Here is a 20,065-nt window from a genome sequence, read left to right as displayed (position 1 = left end):
GGCCGCACCCTGGTGCTGATTCCCCGGGATGCCGCGGCGCCCGCGGATGTGGTCCCTGTCCACATCGTGCGCACGCCGGTCAAGCGGGTGGTGGCCTACGGGTATTTTGACGTGGCCATCATGCGCGCTTTGGGCGTTTTGGACGATACCCTGGTGGGGGTCACCACGCCCGCCAAGCGCTGGTATACCGACGACGTCAAAAAGGGAATGGCGACCGGTAAAATCGCCTATTTGGGTGACGCCAGCAGCATCGATTTCGAACGCCTCAAAAAGCAGCAACCGGAATTGGTACTCACCTGGGACCCTGCCGTGATTCCCATGCTCGACGAACTGGGCATCCCCTGCGCCATTACCTCCACGCCGATGGCCATGTGCCTCAACGCGCGCATGCGCTTCGTTCAGTTTCTGGCGCCGTTTTTCAATCGTGAGAAGCAAGCCGACGCCTTTTTCGACCGGGTCAACCAAGCCCTGCTCGATATCCGCGAACGTACGGCCGATTGTGGTCCGCCCCCCAAGGTGATGTGGGGCGACATCTATGAAAAGCGGGTGCTGGTGGAGCCCGGTAACGCCTGGGTGGGAGAACTGGTGGGGCTTGCCGAGAGCGATTACCTGTTCGACGATGTGTATGGCACCTCCTGCATCGAAATCACTGTCGAACGCTTCCTCTACAGCGGAGAAGATGCCGACATCTTTTTCACCTATCGTACCCGGGATGCCGGGGTGACCTCCAAGGCGGCCCTGGCGCGGATGAATCCGCTGCTCGCCGACATCCGGCCGATCAAGACGGGCAAGGTGTATGCGCCGCAGCCCTGGTATATTCAATCCGGAGACCACCTGGATGAAATTCTCACCGAAATCGCCGCCATTCTGCATCCCGAGGCCTATCCGAACTATCAGCGCCGCTATTTCGTGGAACTGCCCGATACGGATCCCGTCGACAAGGAAGATCCTTCATGAGCACCGCCCAGCAAACCCTTTCCACATGGAATCCGCTCATCCTGCGGCGACCGGTGGTCGCCTTCACCCTCCTGGGCGGGTTGACCGCGGTGCTGTTGATCCTGAACATCGGTATCGGATCGGTCTCCTTTTCCCCGGCCGAGGTCTGGCAGGCCATCTGGCATCCCCACCTCAGCACCACCACGGGGGCGATCGTCTGGAAAATTCGTATTCCCCGGGCGGTTGCCGCCATCCTGGGCGGCGCTTTTCTGGCAACCTCGGGACTGTTGCTGCAGGTCTACTTCCGCAATCCCATCGTGGGCCCTTTTATTCTGGGCATCTCCCATGGCGCCACGGTGATGGTTTCCATGGTGATGCTTACTTCCCTGACCGTGGGCATGACCGTGCTCTCGCCCTTCATGACCACCATCGCCGCCTTCATCGGCGCCTATGGGGTCATGCTGATCGTGGTGGCCGTGGCGTCCAAGGTCAAAAACGGCATCACCCTTTTGATTGTCGGGCTGATGATGGGCTACCTGTGCCATGCGGTCACCAGCGTGCTTACGGCCCTGGCCGAGAAGGAGAAGATTAAAGGCTTCGTGCTCTGGCAGCTGGGCAGCTTCTCGGGTTTCAAGTGGAGCGAGATCGGTGTCATGATCCTTTGTGGCGGCCTGATCCTGGGCTTGGTCTATTTCCTCAGCAAGCCGCTCAACGCCTTTCTGCTCGGCGAAACCTACGCCGCCTCCATGGGGGTCAATATCCGCCGGTTTCGGGTACTGATTCTACTGACCGCTTGCGCCCTGGCCGGCATGATCACCTCGGTTGCCGGACCGGTGGCCTTTGTGGGCCTGGCCGTGCCCCACATGGCGCGTTTGATTTTCCAGACCTCGGACAACCGCATCCTGATACCCGGTGTCTGCCTGGTGGGTGCCCTGGTGACCAGTCTGTGCGACTTGATCGCCCGCATGGCGCTTTCACCGGTGGAGCTGCCGCTGTCGGCCATTACGGCCTTTTTCGGCGCGCCGGTGGTGATCGGTTTGCTGCTTAAACGCAGCGTGAAGATGTGAGGGGCTTGATTTGAGACAGGGTGAAACGGAGAAGGGGAGCGGGGGTGTACTTCTTCTCCGCGTCTCCGTTTCACCCCATCACCCTGTCTTCTGTGGATAAGGCGTTGGTTAACAATAAAACGAGGTGCACCATGAACGAAAAAACAGCCCCATCCATCCTGACCTGCCGCAACCTGACCGTCGGCTACAAGGACAAGGCCGTTCTCAGCGGACTGAACCTGGATTTTGCGGCCGGCCAGTTCATTTCTCTTTTGGGGCCCAACGGCGCCGGCAAGACCACCCTACTGCGAACCCTCTCGCGGCACCTGGACCCGCTTGCCGGCCATATCGCGATCGCCGGACGGCCGCTTGATCAGATGAGCGCCATGGAACTGGCCGCGGTCATGGCCGTGGTGCTGACCGACAAGATCTCGCCGCCGCTGTTCACGGTTTACGAATTCGTGGCCCTGGGGCGTTATCCGCATACGGATTTTCTTGGCCGCCTGGGTGCGGCCGATCACCAGGCGGTCCGCCATGCCTTGGCCGCCGTGCATGCCGACGACCTGGCCGCACGAACCTTCAGCGATCTGAGCGACGGCGAGCGCCAGAAGGCCTTGGTCGCCAGGGCGCTGGCCCAACAACCGCGTTTGCTGCTCCTCGACGAACCCACCTTGCACCTGGACCTGAAGCACCGGGTGGAGGTGATGGGAATCCTGCGCAACCTGTGCCGCAGCGAGGGCATCACCGTCCTGGCATCCCTGCACGACGTGGATGTGGCCGCCAAGGTTTCCGACCGGGTGGCGCTGGTCAAATCGGGCGTCCTGGTCGACTGGGGCATGCCCGAGATTGTACTCGAAAACAGCGCCGTGGCCGGGTTGTACGATTTCGACGGGGCGGATTTCGATCATCATCTGGGTAGTATTGAATTGCGCGGTACGGGCAACCGCGGCCGGGCCTTCGTGCTGGCCGGCATGGGTAGCGGCGCGCTGATCTACCGCATGCTTTCCAAGCGGGGATTTCGCATGGCCACCGGCGTTCTGCATACCAATGACCTGGACTATTTCGTCGCGCGCTCGCTGGGGGCCGAGTGCATTTGCCAGGCGGCCATGCAGGCCATCGACGACCGGGCCTTGGCCGAGGCCCGGCGCTGGTTGGCGGTGTGCGATGTGGTCATCGATTGTGGCTTTGCGGTGGGCCCCATGAACCAGGGGAACATCAACCTGCTGAACACCGTCCTCGCGAAGGGCAAACCCGTGTTGAGCCTGCGCCCAAACGGCAGGGAATTGGCCCTGCCGGCGGACGGGCAGATCATCCGCTGTGCCGACATGGCGCAACTCTTGGCGGCGCTCGATCAGCGCGTTCCCGCCATGGGCGGCGGGGGCAGTGCCCCATACCCCGAAATGCGGGAAGCGGTATGATCGGATTGTCCACCGATGGGAATTCACCCTTGATGAACGCGTAACGCCGATATCGGGTTTTTTACGAATCCGTCACGATTGATCGATGATGGGAGAAGACGAGACGATGCAACCCTACACCTTGTGCTACTACTCCGCCACGGCCATGGAGATGCCCTCCTTGAGCGAAGGGGTTCGGCAGTTTATCGATGGGGGTGGAAAGATCCATGTCCACGCCCGCACCCAGACCCAATTGTTCGACGAAAAACGCCAGCAGGCCTTTGTGGACCAGGCCATCGGGGCCGATGCCATCATCGTCAGCCTGCACGGTGGCAAGCCGTCCTTCCCGGCCTTCGACCGTCTGATGGCGGCGCTGACCGCGCCGCCCGAGGATCGTCGGCCCTATTTGCACATCCAGCCTACCGGCGGCGACGAGGACTCGGTGGAAGCGGCCCGCGAGTACTCCCCGGCCTTCGGTACCCCGGCCTGGGACACGCTGGCGGGTTACCTGAGGCAAGGCGGTCATCTAAACTATCACCAACTCTTGATTTATCTGTACAACCATCTTTTTTCCGTGGAGGAGACCTGTCGTCCGCCCGTGGTCCTGCCCCAGGAGGGCATTTACCATCCGGACCTGCCCGGGATTCCCGATCTGGACGATTATCTGGCGCAAGGGATCGATCCGGAAAAACTCACCGTGGGCTTGTGGTTCTACCAGACCTATTGGCTGAACAACAATCTGGCCTTTATCGATGCCATCATCCGCTCCATCGAGGCCCAGGGGGCCAACGTCATCCCGGTGTTCCACCAGCGCTACAAGGACGCCGATCGGGGCAATCGGGGCGCCGACTATATTGTGGAGCACTTTTTCATGGCGGGTGACCGGCCCCGCATCCAAGTGCTGATCAACCCCTTGCTCTTCTCCCTCACCCTGGCGGCACCGGAGTATAAGGCGCTTTTACCGCGCCTGAACGTGCCCTGCATCCAGGCCATGGTTTCCCTCAACCCGCACGCCCAGTGGAAGGAGAGTCCTCAGGGCATGCACCCCATGGACGTCTCCTATGCGGCGGCCCAACCCGAGTTCGACGGCGCCTGATTACCGTGCCGGTGGCCACCCGCGAGCAGGATGCCGTTGATCCGGTGACTGGCGCCTTGTTGGCCAAAAACATGCCCATCCAAGAGCGGGTGGATAAAATGGTGCGGCTGGCGCTTAACTGGGGGCGGCTTTCGGCCAAACCCAATGCCGAGCGCCGCGTGGCCATCATTTTTCATCACTACCCGCCGCGCAACGACCGTATCGGCTGTGCCGCCGGGCTGGACAGCTTCGCCAGCGTCAAGGCCCTGCTGGATCGCATGCGACAAGATGGCTACCGCATCGATCGCACCTACACCGACGGTGACGAGCTGGCCCATGACATGCTCAGCCGCATGACCTGCGATCAACGCTGGCTGACGCCCGATGAACTGGCCGCACGGGCCGAGGCCCATGCCGGTCCGGTGTGGGTCACACTCTGGCATGCCGCCTTGCCGGACGCGGTGCGTGAGAAAATGACCGCCGATTGGGGGAAGATCCCGGGCGATCTGTTCGTTCACGACCATCAGATGCATTTTCCCGGTATCGTCAACGGCAATGTCTTCATGACCATTCAACCGCCGCGGGGGTATTTGGAGCAGATCGACGCGATTTACCATGACATGTACCTTTCGCCACCCCATCCCTACCTGGCCCACTACCGCTGGATCCGGGATGTGTTCGAAGCCGACGTGGTCATGCACGTGGGCAAGCACGGCAGTTTGGAATGGCTGCCGGGCAAGGCCCTGGGACTGTCCGAGAGCTGCTACCCGGATCTGGCCATCATGGAGCTGCCCAATGTCTATCCCTACATCATCAACGACCCCGGTGAAGGCACCCAGCCAAGCGCAGGAGCTATGCCTGCATCATCGACCACCTGACCCCGGCCTACACCAATGCCGATCTATACGACGACCTGGGTAAGGTGCAGGGCCTGGTGACCGACTACGCCGTGGCCGTTGCCGAGGATCCGGCCAAGGTGGAGATCCTCAAACCCATGATCTGGGAAGCGGTGGCGGCGGCCAGCCTGGACAAGGATCTGGAACTGACCCGGGAGACCGCCCTGGCCGATTTCGATGGCTTCCTGGAGCGGTTGCACGCTTACATCGAAGAGCTTTCCGACACGATGATCGGTGACGGCCTGCACGTCATGGGCATGCCGCCCGAGGGTGCACGGCTGGAGGAATTCGTGGTGCAGCTTACCCGCCTGGCCAACGGCAGCGTTCCCTCCCTGCGCGAGGCCATGGTGCGCAGCATGGGATTCGATTACGACGATGTGCTCGATCACCGTGGCCAGCGGCCGGCGCGCTTCAGGGGGCTGAGCGGCGCCGAAATCATTCGCCATGCCCACGAAAAAGGCCCTGGCCCTGGCCCATGGATTGGCGGCCGCGGGGTACCGGCCGGAACGCGTGCCGGCGCTGATCAACCTTGTGTTGGATCGCACCTCGGCCGAAGCCGCGGAAGTTCTCACCTATATCGCCGATACCCTGGTACCCCGTATCCGACGCTGCGCCGAGGAGATCGATGCCAGCTTCACCGGCTTTACCGGCGGATTCGTGCCGCCCGGCCCTTCGGGGGCGCCCACCCGCGGCCAGGCCGACATCCTGCCCACCGGGCGCAATTTCTACAGCGTGGATCCCAACAAAATCCCCACCCCGGCGGCCTGGGAGGTGGGCGTGCGCCTGGGCGATGCGCTCATCGCGCGTTACATGGCCGAATCGGGCCGCTACCCGGACAATATCGGCATCCTGCTTTACGGTACGAGTACCATGCGCACCCGCGGCGACGACATCGCCGAGATTTACTATTTGATGGGGGTGCGGCCGGTCTGGGCCAGAGGTAGCGGCAATGTGACCGGCCTGGAAGTCATTCCGGCCAGTGAGTTGAAACGCCCTCGATTGGATGTGACCCCGCGCATCTCCGGGCTTTTTCGGGATTCGTTCCCCAACCTGGTCGAGCGCGTCGACGAGGCCGTGTGCATGGTGGCGGCCCTCAAGGAGCCGCCCGAGTCCAATTTCGTGCGTCGCAACGTCTTCAAGGACCTCGAGGAATACCGCCAGATGGGCATGAGCGAAGAAGACGCTTTTCGCGAGGCCACTTTCCGTGTCTTTGGCTGCCCGCCGGGCACTTACGGCGCCGGCGTGGCCGAACTGGTGGAGTCCAAGAACTGGGAGACTCAGGCGGATCTGGGCAACAATTACATCCGTTATTCTTCCCACGCCTATGGTCGGGGCAGCTATGGGAAGCAAAAACCCGACGTCTACCGCCGGCACCTGGCACGCATGGACGTGACCGTGAAGAACGAGGACTCCCGGGAATACGACATGATGTCGTGCACCGATTACTACAACTACTACGGCGGCATGATCGTGGCGGCCAAGACCGTGCGCGGCAGCCTGCCCTTTGCCGTCATGGGCGATTCCGCCGATCCCAAGCGGGTCAAGATCCGGACCACCTTCGAGGAGGCCAAGCACGTGTTGCGCTCCCGGCTGGTCAATCCCAAATGGCTGGAAGGAATGAAGCGCCACGGATACAAGGGCGCCGGCGACATCTCCCATATGATGGATGTGGTGCTGGGCTGGGACGCCACCGCCGAGGTCGTCGACGACTGGATGTATGAGAAGATCGCCAACGCCTATGCCCTGGATCCCGAGATGCAGGAATGGATGAAACAGGTCAACCCCTTTGCCTTGCAGAATATCCTCGACAAGCTGCTGGAAGCCATCCATCGCGGCATGTGGGACGCCGGTGAGGAGATGACCGAGGAGTTGCGTAATGCGTATTTGGAGATGGATGGGGAAATAGAAGAGTGGAGCGACCGTTAGTGTCTATCCTGAAACGGCATATTTCACCCGATTTCCACGTTGGCAGGTGGATTCAAATCCTCAAAATATTAAATATATTCCTCCGGTTTGAATCCACCTGCCGCCTCGAACTCAGGCGAAATCTACCCTTTCAGGACAGACACTGGGAGCTGAGGCTGTGGGAGCGGTCCACGACCGCGAAGAAGAGATCGGTAACGGATAGCTGGGTGAGAACTGATGATCTGTCGGAAACATGTTGAACGGGTAATGCTGCGTGCTTTGGTTTGTTGGGTTGTCTTGTTTATGCCGTCGATGGCGGGTTTCGCCCATGCGCAGACGGTTTCCGATGATCAGGCCCAGCCATCCGCCACCGACAACGGTGATACCATCGTGATCACCGCCGAGGAGATCCGTGCCATGCAGGCCCATAAAATGGCCGACGTGCTCAACCACGTTCCCGGGGTGACCGCCGGCGATTCGTCCGTGGGAATCCATGGTGTCTACAAGGTCAAGGTCTTTGTGGACGGAAGGCCCATCAACGATCCCACCTCCAGTCACGGGGCCGTCAACTGGGAGCTGGTGTCGCCGGCCGAAGTGGAACGGATCGAGGTCCTGCGCGGCAAGGGTGGGCTGCGTTACGGTCAGGATGCATCCGGCGGGGTGATCCTGATCACCACCCAGCGGGCCACGCGCCTGACCGGCAATGTCAAGGTCTATGGTGGCAATTACGGTACCGGCTACGGCTATGCCAACCTGCAGATGTCCGCCGGCCGCTGGTCGGCCGGGGTGAGCGGCGGATTCGAAACCACCGACGGATACAAGACCAACAATGACAAAGAGCGCTGGCAAAGCGGCGCCAAGGTGGGCTATGCGATTGACCCGGGAAGACACCTGTCCCTGTCGGTGGACCATCTGGAAGACGAGCGGGGATCCAGCGGCCTGCCCGATTATCCGACGCCGCATGCGCGCAAGTCGTCCGACAACACCAACCTCTCCCTGCGGGCGAGCTGGGATCCGGTGACCAGCACGACCTTTTTCAACGAAGGCCAAAACCACAATACCGACCGCAGCCGTGGCATCGATCAGCGATTGCGGGTATCCGAGTGGGGAGAAGACCTGTCGGTCACCAAGGCCACCGGTAAATGGGGCGAACTGAACACCGGCGCCGCGTTTCGCCTGAGCCGCGCGTCGGGCACCAACTTCGACGACCAGCAGGAGCAAACCGGATCCCTGTTTGCCGCCCAGACCCTGCACCTGTTCGATAGGCGCCTGACCCTGACCGCCGGCTTGCGCGGAAACGTCAATTCGGCCTTTGACGATGCCGTCAACCCGGAAGTCAAACTGACTTACAAAAAAACACCCTGGCGATTAAGCGCCGTGTACAGCCGAACCGACAACACCCCGTCTTTCTATCAGCGCTACAACCAGACCAGCTCGACCCGCCCCAACCCCGATCTCAACATGGAGACGGCCGACAACTACAGCCTGTCCCTGTTCGTCGAACCCCATGCGAGGCTTTCCGGCAGCATTTCGCTTTTCTACAACCGGCTGGCCGACCGGATCACCTACGTCACCGGCGAGGACGGCATCGGACAATACCGGAACTTCGGTCTGGTCACCTACACCGGTGGCGACCTGGCCGTTGCCTGGAAAGCCCATGACACGCTCAAGATCAAAGGCAGCTATACCTATATGGAGGCCGTCAACGAGGAGGTCGATCGATGGCTGCCGGCCAAGGCCAGGCACACCATCCACCTGGACGTCTACTGGAAACCCACCCGGCCGGTTTCCATCGTGCTGACCAACAAGTATGTTTCCAAAGTCTACCGCAACACGGCCAACACCAAGACCGTGCCGGAATACATGCTTACCGATCTACGCGCTGAGTATGCCTTCGGGCGCTTCAGCCTGTTTACCGAAATCGAAAACCTCTTCGACAAGACCTACTACTATGCCGACGCTTGCTGGCGCCGCCGTTGTGTTGGTTGGTGGGGATGAGTTGGCGGATTTGATTGAGACAGGGGGAAACGGAGAGAGGGTGATGGGGAGAATTCGGCATTTTCGGGATTTGGATGTTTATCAATTAGCCATGCGAGCGGCGATGGACATATACATGATGAGCAAAACATTTCCCGCCGAGGAACGCTATTCATTGACCGATCAGATTCGGCGATCTTCCCGATCGGTTTGTGCGAATATTGCCGAAGCATGGCGTAAGAGACGATATCCCAAGGCCTTTGTCAGTAAATTGAGTGATGCGGAAGCAGAGGCGGCCGAAACCCAAGTATGGATCGAATTTACATACAAGTGCGGATATCTGAGAGAAGATCAGGCGAAGGCATTGGATGAATCTTATGAAAACATCCAAGGCAAAATCGTTAACATGATCAAGCAACCAGAAAAATGGACCATCAATTAATGTTGCCCAAAAAAAACAGCGAGATAGGCACCGTTTCTCGATTAAAAGACGCGTGTGTGTCTACAACACAATCTGTCCCAGTGCCTCTTCGTCCCCCCGTCTCTCACTCTTCCTCTCATTCCGTTTTTCCCTTTGCCGCCATCATCGGTCAGGACGCCCTCAAGCAAAGCCTGCTGCTCAATGCCGTCAACCCCGCCATCGGCGGCGTACTGATCCGCGGCGAAAAGGGCACGGCCAAGTCGACGGCAGTCCGTGCCCTGGCGGCCATCTTACCCGAGATCGATGTGGTCGCGGGCTGCGCCTATGCTTGCCAACCGGATTATCCCGAGGCCTTTTGTGAGGATTGCCGGCGGCAGGCCGGCCGGATGAAAACCGTCAAAAGGCGGGTGCGCGTGGTTAACCTGCCGCTCAACGCCACCGAGGACCGGGTCGCCGGCGGAATCGATTTCGCATGGGCCGTCAGAAAAGGCCGGCGCGCGCTTCAGCCGGGCCTGCTGGCCGCGGCCCACCGGGGTATTTGTATGTCGACGAGGTCAATCTGCTGGACGATCACATCGTCGACATTGTCCTGGACGCGGCAGCCTCGGGTGAGACCATCATCGAACGGGAGGGCATTTCCTTCCGCCATCCCTCGCGGTTTATCCTGGTGGGCACCATGAATCCCGAGGAGGGGGAACTGCGACCCCAGCTCCTCGACCGTTTTGGTCTGTGCGTGGAGACCGCCGGCGTCGAATCCCTGGATGACCGGGTGCGGCTCATGCAGCGCCGCGAAGCTTTTGATGCGGATCCCACCGGTTTCCTGCGGTCCGTTGCCGACGAGAACGAACGCATGGCCCGCCGCATCCGAACCGGACGGGTCAACCTGCCGGCGGTTCGCATGCCCCGCCATCTGCGTAGCTTTATCAGCGAATTGTGCATCGAGAACTTTGTTGCCGGTCATCGGGCCGATTTGGTGATGGAACAGGCGGCCCTGGCCCTGGCGGCCCTGAACTCGGCGCCCGAGGTCACCGTGGATCATATCCGGCAGGTGGCCTCCATGGTCCTGGTGCATCGGCGTCGCGACGCTCAGCCGCCCCCGCCACCACCACTGGAGGATTCTCAACACGAGGCGAACGATCCGCCCCAGGATTTACCGCCGGATGAAAAGCCGCCCCAGGAACCGCAAGCGGGAAGTGACGCCGGGCAGCCCCCATCGCCCGGGCCGGATCGGACCGACCCGACACCGGACGAGGATTCGCCGTCGCCCGATCGAGGTGCCCAGAAGCCCGACCGGTGCGAGGATCGCATTTTCGAGATCGGGGCCACCTTCAAGGTCAAGCCGCTCAGTGTCCCCAAGGACCGCCTCTTTCGCCGGGGCTCCGGCCGGCGGTCGCGCACGCGAGTCTCCCAGAAGCAGGGGCGCTACGTCAAGAGCTGCATGAACCGGCAAAACGGCGACATCGCCCTGGATGCCACCTTGCGGGCCGCCGCGCCCTATCAGAAAGTGCGCGGCAATGGCAACGGCAACGGCCTTTGCGTCAAACTGACCGAGGCGGATGTCCGGGGGAAGATCCGCGAGAAGCGGATCGGTAACTTTATCTTCTTTGCCGTGGATGCCAGCGGTTCCATGGGCGCCGGGGCCGCATGGCCGCGTCCAAGGGGGCCGTCATGTCGCTTTTACTGGACGCCTACCAGAAGCGGGACCGGGTGGCCATGATCTCGTTCCGCAGGAATGACGCGGCCGTCAACCTGCCGCCCACGACATCGGTGGATCTGGCCGGCAAGCTGCTCGCCGAACTCCCCGTGGGCGGGCGCACGCCGCTGTCGGCCGGCCTGACCAAAACCTTCGAGCAGGTGCGCAACATGCTGCTCAAGGATCCTTCCGCACGCCCCATCGTGATCCTGATCACCGACGGGAAGAGCAACGTGGCCCTGGGGGAGGGTAAACCGGTGGACGAGGCCCTGCGTCTGGCCACGGCCATGGGCCGGGATGAGCGGATCCAGCATATCGTGGTGGATACCGAGGAGGCCGGTTTGGTGACCTTCGGCTTGGCGCGGCGCCTGGCGGCCGCCCTCAAGGCCCGCTATTTCAAAATCGACGACCTCAAGGCCCAAAGCCTGGTCAATCTCGTGAAAGGACAACACCTGTGAAAAGCGCACCGATCTACCCCTTCACGGCCATTGTCGGCCAGGAGAAGATGAAGCTGGCCTGATTCTCAACGTGATCAACCCCGGCCTTTCCGGCGTGCTGATCCGCGGAGAGAAAGGCACCGCCAAGTCAACGGCCGTGAGGGCCCTGGCCGATATTTTGCCCCAGATCGAGGTCTACGCCGATGACCCCTTTCAACTGGCGCCCGGGGAAGAAGAGGCGGTGTATCTGGAAATCGTCCGTCTGTTGAACCTGCCCGGCGACGGCCTCCCGCCGACCCGGAGCCGTAAGGTGCGGGTGGTCGAGCTTCCCGTCGGCGCCACCGAGGATCGGGTGGTGGGCACCATGGACCTGGAACATGCACTGAAAAAAGGCGAGAAACGGGTCGAACCGGGACTGCTGGCCGCAGCCCACCGGGGGATTTTGTATGTGGACGAGGTCAACCTGCTGGACGACCACGTGGTCGATGTGCTGCTCGATTCGGCGGCCATGGGCGTTAACAGCATCGAGCGGGAAGGGGTCTCCTTTTCTCATCCGGCGCGATTCACCCTGGTGGGGACCATGAATCCCGAGGAGGGAGAATTGCGACCGCAGTTGCTCGACCGCTTCGGGCTGTGCGTCAACATCGAGGGCATTATCGCTGCCGATGACCGCGTGGTGGTGATGGAGCGGCGCGCCGCCTTCGATGATCATCCGGAGGATTTCATCCGCCAGTGGGCCTTCGAATCCAAAGCCTTGACCGATCGCATCCTGGCGGCCACCACCCTTTATCCCCAGGTGACGGTGGCCAGGAAGCGCCTTTACGAGATCGCCCAATACTGCCTGGACGTGGGCGTGGACGGCCACCGGGGCGATATCATCATCCTCAAGACCGCCAAGACCCTGGCCGCCTATGAAGGCCGCAACGAAGTCGCATCCGGCGATATTCAGACCGCCGCCGAACTGGCCCTGCCGCATCGGGTGCGACGCCAGCCACTCATGGAGATTGCGGATAATGTGGAGAAATTGAGATCGCGCAGGGCAGGATAAAAAAGTGTTAAGTGTAAAGTTCCAAGTATTAAGGGAAGGGTGGGAATCGATTTATAGTTGACCGTATTCCTCAACTTAACACTTAAAACTTAACTACTTAACACTGTCTTTCCAGAGGACCATAGAAATTGATACACATCAAAAACCTGCAAAAGCATACGGCAATCACCAAGCCCTATCCGGCGTTAACCTGCACGTGCCGGCCGGAGAACTGTTCGCCTACCTGGGACCCAACGGAGCGGGGAAGACCACCACGATCCGGATTCTCACCGGGCTGACCCGGCTGACGGCGGGGACCGCGGCGCTCAACGGCCACGACATCAAAGCGGCGGCCGTGGCAGCCAAACGCCAATGCGGCCTGGTTCCCCAGCACGTCAACCTGGACAGCGAACTGACCGTGGGCGAGAACCTGGACATCCACGGCCGGCTCTTCGGCATGTCGGCGTCATCCCGTAAACAGCGCATCGACGCGCTCTTGACCTATATCGAACTTCGCGATCGGGCGGACAGCCTGGTCAAACAGCTGTCCGGCGGGTTGAAGCGCCGGGTCATGATCGCGCGGGCCCTGTTGCACGATCCGCGTATCCTGTTTCTCGATGAACCCACCGTGGGCCTGGATGCCGGTATCCGGCGACGCATCTGGTCGTTGATCAAGAAGATTCAGAAAAACGGCACGACCATTTTTCTCACCACCCACTACATCGAAGAGGCCGAGTTCCTGGCCGACCGGGTGGCCTTCCTGGACGGTGGTCAGATCGTGGCCGTGGACACGCCGACGAACCTGATGGCCGGTGTCGGCCACTGGGCCATCGATTGGATGACCGACGATGGCATGACATCGGCCTATTTCCCCAGCCGGGAGGCGGCCCAGGCATCGGGTGCGGCGGGTCACAATGGGTTCACCCTGCGCCGGGTCAACCTGGAAGACGCCTTTCTGTCCCTGACCGGAAAAAAGGTGGGGGCCCAAGAGGGCGCGGCAGCCGCCATCCAGGGCCAATCGGCGCACGGTCATCAGGGGCATGGGAATCATGCTCCGGGCGGGCATGGTACCCATGCCGCCAAGGCCCATGCCGGTCATGGTGCTCACTAAATCCTATCGATCAGTGTTAAGTAAAGGTTTTACCATGCAAGGATTCATCGCCGTTTACTTTCGCGAAGCTTTGATTCTCAAACGCCGGTTCAAACGCCAGATCGCCGGCATGGCGGTTTCGCCGCTGCTCTATCTGATCGCCTTCGGGTACGCCATGGGCGATGCGGTACGCCTCGATGGGCATACCTACCTGGAATTTCTCATTCCCGGCCTCATTGCCATGAGCAGCATGACCCAGAGCTTCGGTATTGCCACGGACATCAATGTGGCGCGCTTCTACTGGTATATCTTCGAGGAGTTTCAGGCCGCCCCCATCCGCAATGTCGCCTACGTCGCCGGCGAGGTGCTGGCCGGCATGACCCGGGCACTGTTGGCCATCGGTGTGATTCTGATCCTGGGTCTGCTGTTCGGCGTGCGGCTGCATTACGGCCTGCTGCTTTGGCTGGCGGTATTGCTCAACAGTTTCGTGTTCGCCTCCCTGGCCGTGGCCCTGGCCATGCTGGTCAAATCCCACGCCGACCAAAGTCTTCTGACCAGTTTTGTCATCACGCCCATGGCCTTTCTGGGTGGCACTTTTTTCCCTTTGGAGCGTCTTCCGCTATGGGCCCAAAAGGCATTATCGATTCTGCCATTGACCCATGCATCCCATGCGATTCGCAGTACGGCCTTTGGAGAAAATCCCGCGTGGCAGGCCTATGCCTTACTGACGGCAGCGGGATTGGTGTTTTTTTGGCTGGCGTTAGGGACCGTGAACAAGGCGCGGGATTGATAATTGACATAAAGGATGAAGATGAGAAACGAAATTACAGGGTAGGCGTGTCCTATACATTTTAAGCCCCATGGTGGGGGGCGAAAATTTCGCCCCTACCGTTGAGAGAAACCCATGCGCATTGAATTCTAAGGACGTAAAGGGAAGAAAAATGCATTTATATTGGCGTGTACAAAACGATTTGGACTGCTGGGAGAAGTGATCCATTTTCACGATCCTAAATTGACCCGCTGCCTGCGGTTGTGGATGCGCAAGAATATGGCCGGATTGGCCATGGCCATGGGCCTGTATCCGCATGAAGGGCTCGGTGTCAGCGGGAACTGATTTTCGCCGTGCGCTGATATCATTTACTTCAAAAAGGAGGCGTACTTTTGCGTACGCCGCAGTGACGAAGGATTCGCGAAGGCGCCGATGTCGGGCTTTTTACGAATCCGTCAAAAAAGGTTCTGTATTCTGGTGCGAGAAGCAAAATAGGGCACTCCGTGAGAATCGGAGACGGATCCGCCGCTGTGATCCCTCCCGGCCATGCCGGGAACATCCTTGGGCATCGGACACTGTTTCAGCGAACTGAAACGGGAAGGCGCTTAAAAGGACGGGGAAAGTCAGAAGACCTGCCAGAGTACGTATACCGGCCATAGCTTCGAGAATTAAGTTTGCCGGCACGTCAATGTCGCGCTCCCTTTCTAAGGGGGCGTTACATGCCCATGTTGTTTTTTTGTCCGGGCCTGTCACCGCCTGACTTTTTCTCCGACGGCTGGTTTCACTGGGTTAGTTTGGTTCGAACGTTGTTACGGATTCCAATGGGAAGGAGAAAAAAGTGAAAATCAAGGGAAGTGGCGGACGAAACGTCTTGGGTGGATTGGCTGTGATGATCGGGTTGCTGATGTGTCCTTTGCCAGTGCTGGCGGATGAGGATGGGCTGCAGACCCACGTACTCGATGAGATCGTCGTCACCTCGACCAGCAAGACAAAAATGATCGATACTCCAGCCAGTATCTCGGTGATCACGGCCGCCGATCTGGAGCAGATGGGGGCGAAAAACATTATCGAGGCCCTGGAGCGCATTCCCGGCGTCTATAACACCAGCGCCAGCAGTACATCGCTGTCGATTCGGGGAACCCGTAGCTCCATGGCGGGGGGACCGGTGATCCTGGTGGATGGCGTGCCCCAGAAATACGGCAATAACCGCCGTGAGGAGTTGGATCTCATTCCGGTTTCGCAGATCGCCCGTATCGAGGTCCTGCGTTCGGCCGGCATCGCCTATGGACCGGGATCCGCCCGCGGCGTGATCAACATCATCACCAAAAAGGGTCAGGCAGACAAGCCGCTGAACGTCCGGCTGTCCGGGAGTTACGGATCCTGGAGCACTTCCAACGTCTCAGGCAGCCTGGACGGCCGCTTGAACCAATGGGATTACTATGCGGATCTGTCCTATTTTGAGACCGATGGCTACGAGGAGGAAGATGAGTCGCGTACGGCGGGCCTCCTCAAGTTGGGCTACAATCTCTCGGCTTTGACCCGCATTGGTGTCAGTGCCAATTGGGTGGACTACGACCGTGACTCGGCTTACGATCTTTACAAATACCAATGGCAACTGGATAACTACCGCCGGAATATCCATTTTCCCCGGGCCGTGGACGATGACGACCTGGTCTGGAACAACCGGACCGAGCAGGAATCGGCGATTTATACGCTGAATTTCTCCCATAAGGGGAATCCCCTGTTCGTCGACGGCACGCTGTCCTACACTTGCTATGATGAACGCTACTATGACACCAAGGATATCTACTATTCATCCAGTAGAAGCCGGGGCGATGAGGACCACCGCGAACAGGATACCTATACGGCGACCCTTTCCGCAGGTTATGCCATGAATTTCGGTGCGATCGGTTACACACCGACCATCGGTGTCAATTACGAGGCGGTGGACTTCAGCCAGCGCCGGACCTACCCCTACGACACCGCCGGAACCGTCAGCACCGCAGCGTACGATCTGGATCTGGAGGAAACCAATATCGGTGTTTTCTGGGACAATGACCTGATGTTCGGCGACCATTGGGGATTGAAGATCGGCGTTCGCATCGATCAGGTGGATCTGACCTTGGAAAACAAGGTGCCGGAACAGGTGGATGCCGATGACACCAAATGGAGTTGGTCCGTGGCGCCGGCCTACCATTTTACGCCCAATGCCAATCTGTACTTTTCGGTGAGCCGGAATTACTGGTTTCCCAGCCCCCAGTATTACTTCTGGGCCTCCAATTACGGCAGCCCCAACAACCGGCCTGAGGATCTCAAGCCCGAGGAAGCGACCACCTTCGAGTTGGGCTACAAGCACCGGGTGAATCGCGGTCTGAACATGACCCTTACCGTATACCTGACGGAGACGAAGGACAAATTTGGCAGCTACTATGAAGGCGGTTCCTATTACGGTCAAAAGAACACCGGCGATGCCGAAACCTACGGCGTCGAACTGGAGCTCGACGGAAGGCCGCTGGACTGGCTGGGCTACCGGTTGTCGGGCGCCTATATTAACGCCGAATGGAAAAAGGGCACGGCCCGTGTCTACGAACACCCATCCAACACCCGCGTTCTGGCCGACCTGGATGGCTATCAGGTCAACGGTATTCCTGAATTCAACGGCCGCGTGGGTCTTGATTTCTACCCTTTTGATGGATTCAGGGCCAGCGTGGACGCCAACATCTGGGGCGAGTATTACCTGGATTATCTCAACAGTCTGACCTATCCTTCCAAGACCACCTTCGACGCATCGATTAGTTACACCTGGAGCCGCTACAAGGTCTGGATCCTGGGTAAGAACATCTTTGACGAGAAGATGGAACGGGCCATCAATACGGATGGCGAGCTGACCGAACCCGGCGGCGAACCGCTCACCGCCTATTATGTCCTTGATGGCGCCTATGTGGAGGCCGGCGTTAGTATCAAGTTCTAACAGCAATGTGGCCCAGCTCTTGACGAGCCGGTTTTTTGCAAACGTATCATAACCCAACGTAACCAGAAGGAGATGTAAGATGAGAAAAAATTTCATGATTTGTTTGTTGGCGATGTTCCTGGTGGCCTCGATGTCCATCCAGGCGCTGGCTTCCGGCGGTGAGCACCAGAGCGAATCCAAAACCGCCATTATCCTGGCCAGCTTCGGTACCACCGTGCCCGAGGCGGTGAACGCCATCACCAATATCCAGGATCAGATCAAAAAAGCGTTTCCCGGGGTCCCGGTGAAGGTTACCTTTACTTCCAACATCATCCGCTCGATATGGAAAAAGCGTCAGCCAACGCCAAGGAATGGCTCGGCAAGGGGGTTCCTGAGGAAGTTCTTTATGTCAAGAACATCATCGCCACCTTCGGCGACCTGCAGGAAGAGGGCTACACCGACATCATCGTGCAGCCCACACATATGTTTTTTATGGAGGAGTCCAGTGATCTGGCGGCCTACGTGGATGCTATCCGCTCCATCCGCACTCTAAAACCCAAATGGCGGCCCTTTGATAAAATTGCCCTGGGCCGTCCGGCACTGGGCACCGTGGGACCGCAATACGACTATCATGAAGATATCGAAAGAGCCATCCAGACGCTGGCCGGCGATTTTGCCCTGGCCAAGAAAAACAAGGCCATCTTGGTATACATGGGCCATGGCAACGAGCATTGGTCAACCGGTGTTTATTGCGAAACCACCAAAGCCATGCGTGAGATGTACCCCGACGTGAAAACCTATATCGGCTCCGTGGAAGGCTATCCGGCGATAGACGATGTCCTGAGATATCTCTCCGCCCATGCCAAGGGCAGCAAGGTCATGCTTAAGCCCTTCATGATCGTGGCAGGCGATCATGCGACCAACGACATGGCCAGCGCGGAAGACGACTCCTGGAAAACGTTGATCGAGAAACAGGGCTTGAAAGTCATGCCGGTTTTGCAAGGTCTCGGCACCAATGACGCCTTTGCCGAAATTTTTGTCGACCATATCCGGGATGCCGCCAAGGATGCGGGGATTGCGTTGAAGTAAAAGCCTGTTTGTAAGGTGAGTCACCGATAAGGGATAAAAACGGCTCGATCGTCTGGCGGGAAGGGTTGCCCGCGATACTTTCGGGCCGTTTTGTTTGTCTATCCCGCTCCAACGATCACCGGTTACCGTTCACCGATCCGTCACTTCCTCGATTTCTCCTTCAGCATCCAGATAAGCGTCTTTCAAGGCGTCGATGGTCTTCTCATCCGCCTGCCACATGCCCCGGCCGGCGGCTCCAGCAGTTTGTCGATGATGTTGTGCAATGCATAAGGGTTGACTGCTTTCATCCAGTCGGCCATTTCCGGGTTCAAGGGAACGCGTTCGGCAAAACGCCGGTACATCCAGTCATCCACCACGTCGGCGGTGGCATCCCAGCCGAGGATGATGTCCATGGCCTTGGAGATGTCGCCGGCCCCCTTGTAGCCGTGCCGTTTGAGGCCTTCCAGCCACTTGGGATTGAGCAGGCGGGCGCGGAAGATGTGCCGGGCCTCCTCGGTGGTGGTGCGCACGACCACCTGGTCGGGGTCCGCGCTGTCGCCGGCCAGGGAGAAGGGACGCCGGCCCTGCACGGCATGCACCGCCGTGATCAGGCCGCCGTGGTAATTGTAGAAATCGGTGCAGGCCATCATGTCCTTTTCGCGGGTGTCCTCGTTTTTGACCGTCACCGACATGCGCCCCAGGGCCCGCCGGAAAACGGATTCGGCTGGTGCGCCGAAGGTCTGCTGGCCGTAGGCGTAGGATGACCAGCGGATATACATTTCTCCCAGATCGTCGGTGGTTTGCCACTGCTTGGACTCCACCAGCTGCGCCACGCCGGCGCCGTAGCTGCCCGGCGGGGATCCGAAGATGCGGAAGGTGGCCTGGCGGAAGGCGGCGTCCTCATCCAGGCCATCGGCGGTGAGGTCGCGCATGTCCCGGATCACGTGGCGGCGGATGAAATTGCCTTCCGGCGGTTCCGCCAACGCCGCCACCATCTGCACGGCCTTGTCGATCAGGTCCACCAGCAGGGGAAAGGCATCGCGGAAGATGCCGGAAATGCGCGGCGTCACGTCGATGCGCGGCCGGCCCAGCTCTGACGCGGGAATGATTTCCACCCCGCGGACATTGCCCGATCCTTTTTGCCACACCGGGCGCACGCCCAGCAGATAGAGAATTTCGGCCACATCGTCGCCCTTGGAGCGCATGGTGGGGCTGGCCCACAGGATCAGGCCCACGTTGTCGGGATAGCGGTCATGTTCCTTTCGATACCGGGCGATCAGGGCATCGGCGAGTTTTTTGCCCGTTTCCCAGGCCGCCGGTGTGGGGATCTTCTGGGGGTCCACGGAGTAGAAGTTGCGGCCCGTGGGCAGGATGTGCG

At 59.7% G+C, this 20,065-nt stretch carries 16 protein-coding genes, 2 pseudogenes and 1 riboswitch; of the genes and pseudogenes, 17 read left to right on the top strand and 1 reads right to left on the bottom strand.

The features are described from left to right. The 17 genes and pseudogenes from JCM12296_RS21825 to JCM12296_RS21770 form a co-directional block, all read left to right on the top strand. On the top strand, positions 1-957 hold a 957-nt coding region (locus tag JCM12296_RS21825), incomplete at its 5' end, for an ABC transporter substrate-binding protein (protein ID WP_054697984.1). Continuing rightward, on the top strand, positions 954-2,003 hold the full coding sequence (locus JCM12296_RS21820; RefSeq protein ID WP_054697980.1) for a FecCD family ABC transporter permease: 1,050 nt from the start codon (positions 954-956) through the stop codon (positions 2,001-2,003). The genes JCM12296_RS21825 and JCM12296_RS21820, both read left to right, overlap by 4 nt. 131 nt (positions 2,004-2,134) lie before the next feature. Further along, a complete protein-coding gene (locus tag JCM12296_RS21815; RefSeq protein ID WP_054697976.1) occupies positions 2,135-3,400 on the top strand; it encodes an ABC transporter ATP-binding protein in 1,266 nt (421 codons plus the stop codon). Positions 3,401-3,485: 85 nt separating this feature from the next. Then, positions 3,486-5,685, top strand: a pseudogene (locus JCM12296_RS50695) (cobaltochelatase subunit CobN); the annotation flags it as partial. Positions 5,686-5,794: 109 nt separating this feature from the next. After that, positions 5,795-7,276 carry a cobaltochelatase subunit CobN gene (locus tag JCM12296_RS47930; RefSeq protein WP_281492113.1) on the top strand — a complete coding sequence of 494 codons (1,482 nt, stop codon included), beginning with the start codon at positions 5,795-5,797 and terminating at the stop codon, positions 7,274-7,276. A 282-nt stretch (positions 7,277-7,558) separates the two neighbouring features. After that, complete coding sequence (locus JCM12296_RS21805) at positions 7,559-9,253, top strand: TonB-dependent receptor plug domain-containing protein (protein WP_172684027.1); 1,695 nt, start codon at positions 7,559-7,561, stop codon at positions 9,251-9,253. Then, a complete protein-coding gene (locus JCM12296_RS21800; RefSeq protein WP_218188219.1) occupies positions 9,207-9,674 on the top strand; it encodes a four helix bundle protein in 468 nt (155 codons plus the stop codon). The genes JCM12296_RS21805 and JCM12296_RS21800 overlap by 47 nt, the downstream gene beginning before the upstream one ends. An 80-nt stretch (positions 9,675-9,754) precedes the next feature. After that, positions 9,755-10,333, top strand: coding sequence for a magnesium chelatase ATPase subunit I (locus JCM12296_RS45320; protein WP_246804718.1), 579 nt, complete (start codon positions 9,755-9,757; stop codon positions 10,331-10,333). Beyond that, complete coding sequence (locus JCM12296_RS45315; RefSeq protein ID WP_306304106.1) at positions 10,330-11,370, top strand: hypothetical protein; 1,041 nt, start codon at positions 10,330-10,332, stop codon at positions 11,368-11,370. The genes JCM12296_RS45320 and JCM12296_RS45315 overlap by 4 nt, the downstream gene beginning before the upstream one ends. Then, positions 11,322-11,804: a vWA domain-containing protein gene (locus JCM12296_RS45310; protein ID WP_246804717.1), complete on the top strand. Its 483-nt coding sequence runs from the start codon at positions 11,322-11,324 to the stop codon at positions 11,802-11,804. Before JCM12296_RS45315 ends, JCM12296_RS45310 begins: the two co-directional genes overlap by 49 nt. A gap of 70 nt (positions 11,805-11,874) precedes the next feature. Further along, on the top strand, positions 11,875-12,831 hold the full coding sequence (locus JCM12296_RS21790; RefSeq protein ID WP_246804716.1) for a magnesium chelatase ATPase subunit I: 957 nt from the start codon (positions 11,875-11,877) through the stop codon (positions 12,829-12,831). A gap of 196 nt (positions 12,832-13,027) precedes the next feature. Next, positions 13,028-13,921 (top strand): ABC transporter ATP-binding protein, encoded by an 894-nt coding sequence (locus tag JCM12296_RS21785; RefSeq protein WP_246804715.1) that lies wholly within the window; start codon positions 13,028-13,030, stop codon positions 13,919-13,921. A gap of 34 nt (positions 13,922-13,955) precedes the next feature. Beyond that, positions 13,956-14,690, top strand: coding sequence for an ABC transporter permease (locus JCM12296_RS21780; protein WP_054697964.1), 735 nt, complete (start codon positions 13,956-13,958; stop codon positions 14,688-14,690). Between the two features lie 162 nt (positions 14,691-14,852). Then, positions 14,853-15,014, top strand: coding sequence for a hypothetical protein (locus tag JCM12296_RS38705; protein ID WP_157067806.1), 162 nt, complete (start codon positions 14,853-14,855; stop codon positions 15,012-15,014). A gap of 113 nt (positions 15,015-15,127) precedes the next feature. After that, a riboswitch (cobalamin riboswitch) is annotated at positions 15,128-15,323 on the top strand. Between the two features lie 184 nt (positions 15,324-15,507). Then, on the top strand, positions 15,508-17,640 hold the full coding sequence (locus JCM12296_RS21775) for a TonB-dependent receptor (protein ID WP_246804713.1): 2,133 nt from the start codon (positions 15,508-15,510) through the stop codon (positions 17,638-17,640). A gap of 79 nt (positions 17,641-17,719) precedes the next feature. Further along, a pseudogene (locus JCM12296_RS50690) lies at positions 17,720-17,917 on the top strand (sirohydrochlorin cobaltochelatase); the annotation flags it as partial. A gap of 44 nt (positions 17,918-17,961) precedes the next feature. Further along, on the top strand, positions 17,962-18,708 hold the full coding sequence (locus tag JCM12296_RS21770; RefSeq protein WP_281492112.1) for a sirohydrochlorin cobaltochelatase: 747 nt from the start codon (positions 17,962-17,964) through the stop codon (positions 18,706-18,708). 182 nt (positions 18,709-18,890) lie between these two features. Here JCM12296_RS21770 and JCM12296_RS21765 read toward each other — a convergent pair. Continuing rightward, positions 18,891-20,065, bottom strand: a 1,175-nt coding sequence (locus tag JCM12296_RS21765; RefSeq protein ID WP_246804712.1) for a cobaltochelatase subunit CobN, incomplete at its 5' end; no start/stop codon positions are given.

The organism is Desulfosarcina cetonica JCM 12296, from assembly GCF_001311845.1.
Lineage (GTDB): Bacteria > Desulfobacterota > Desulfobacteria > Desulfobacterales > Desulfosarcinaceae > Desulfosarcina > Desulfosarcina cetonica.
This window is presented reverse-complemented; position numbering and strand designations above follow the sequence as displayed.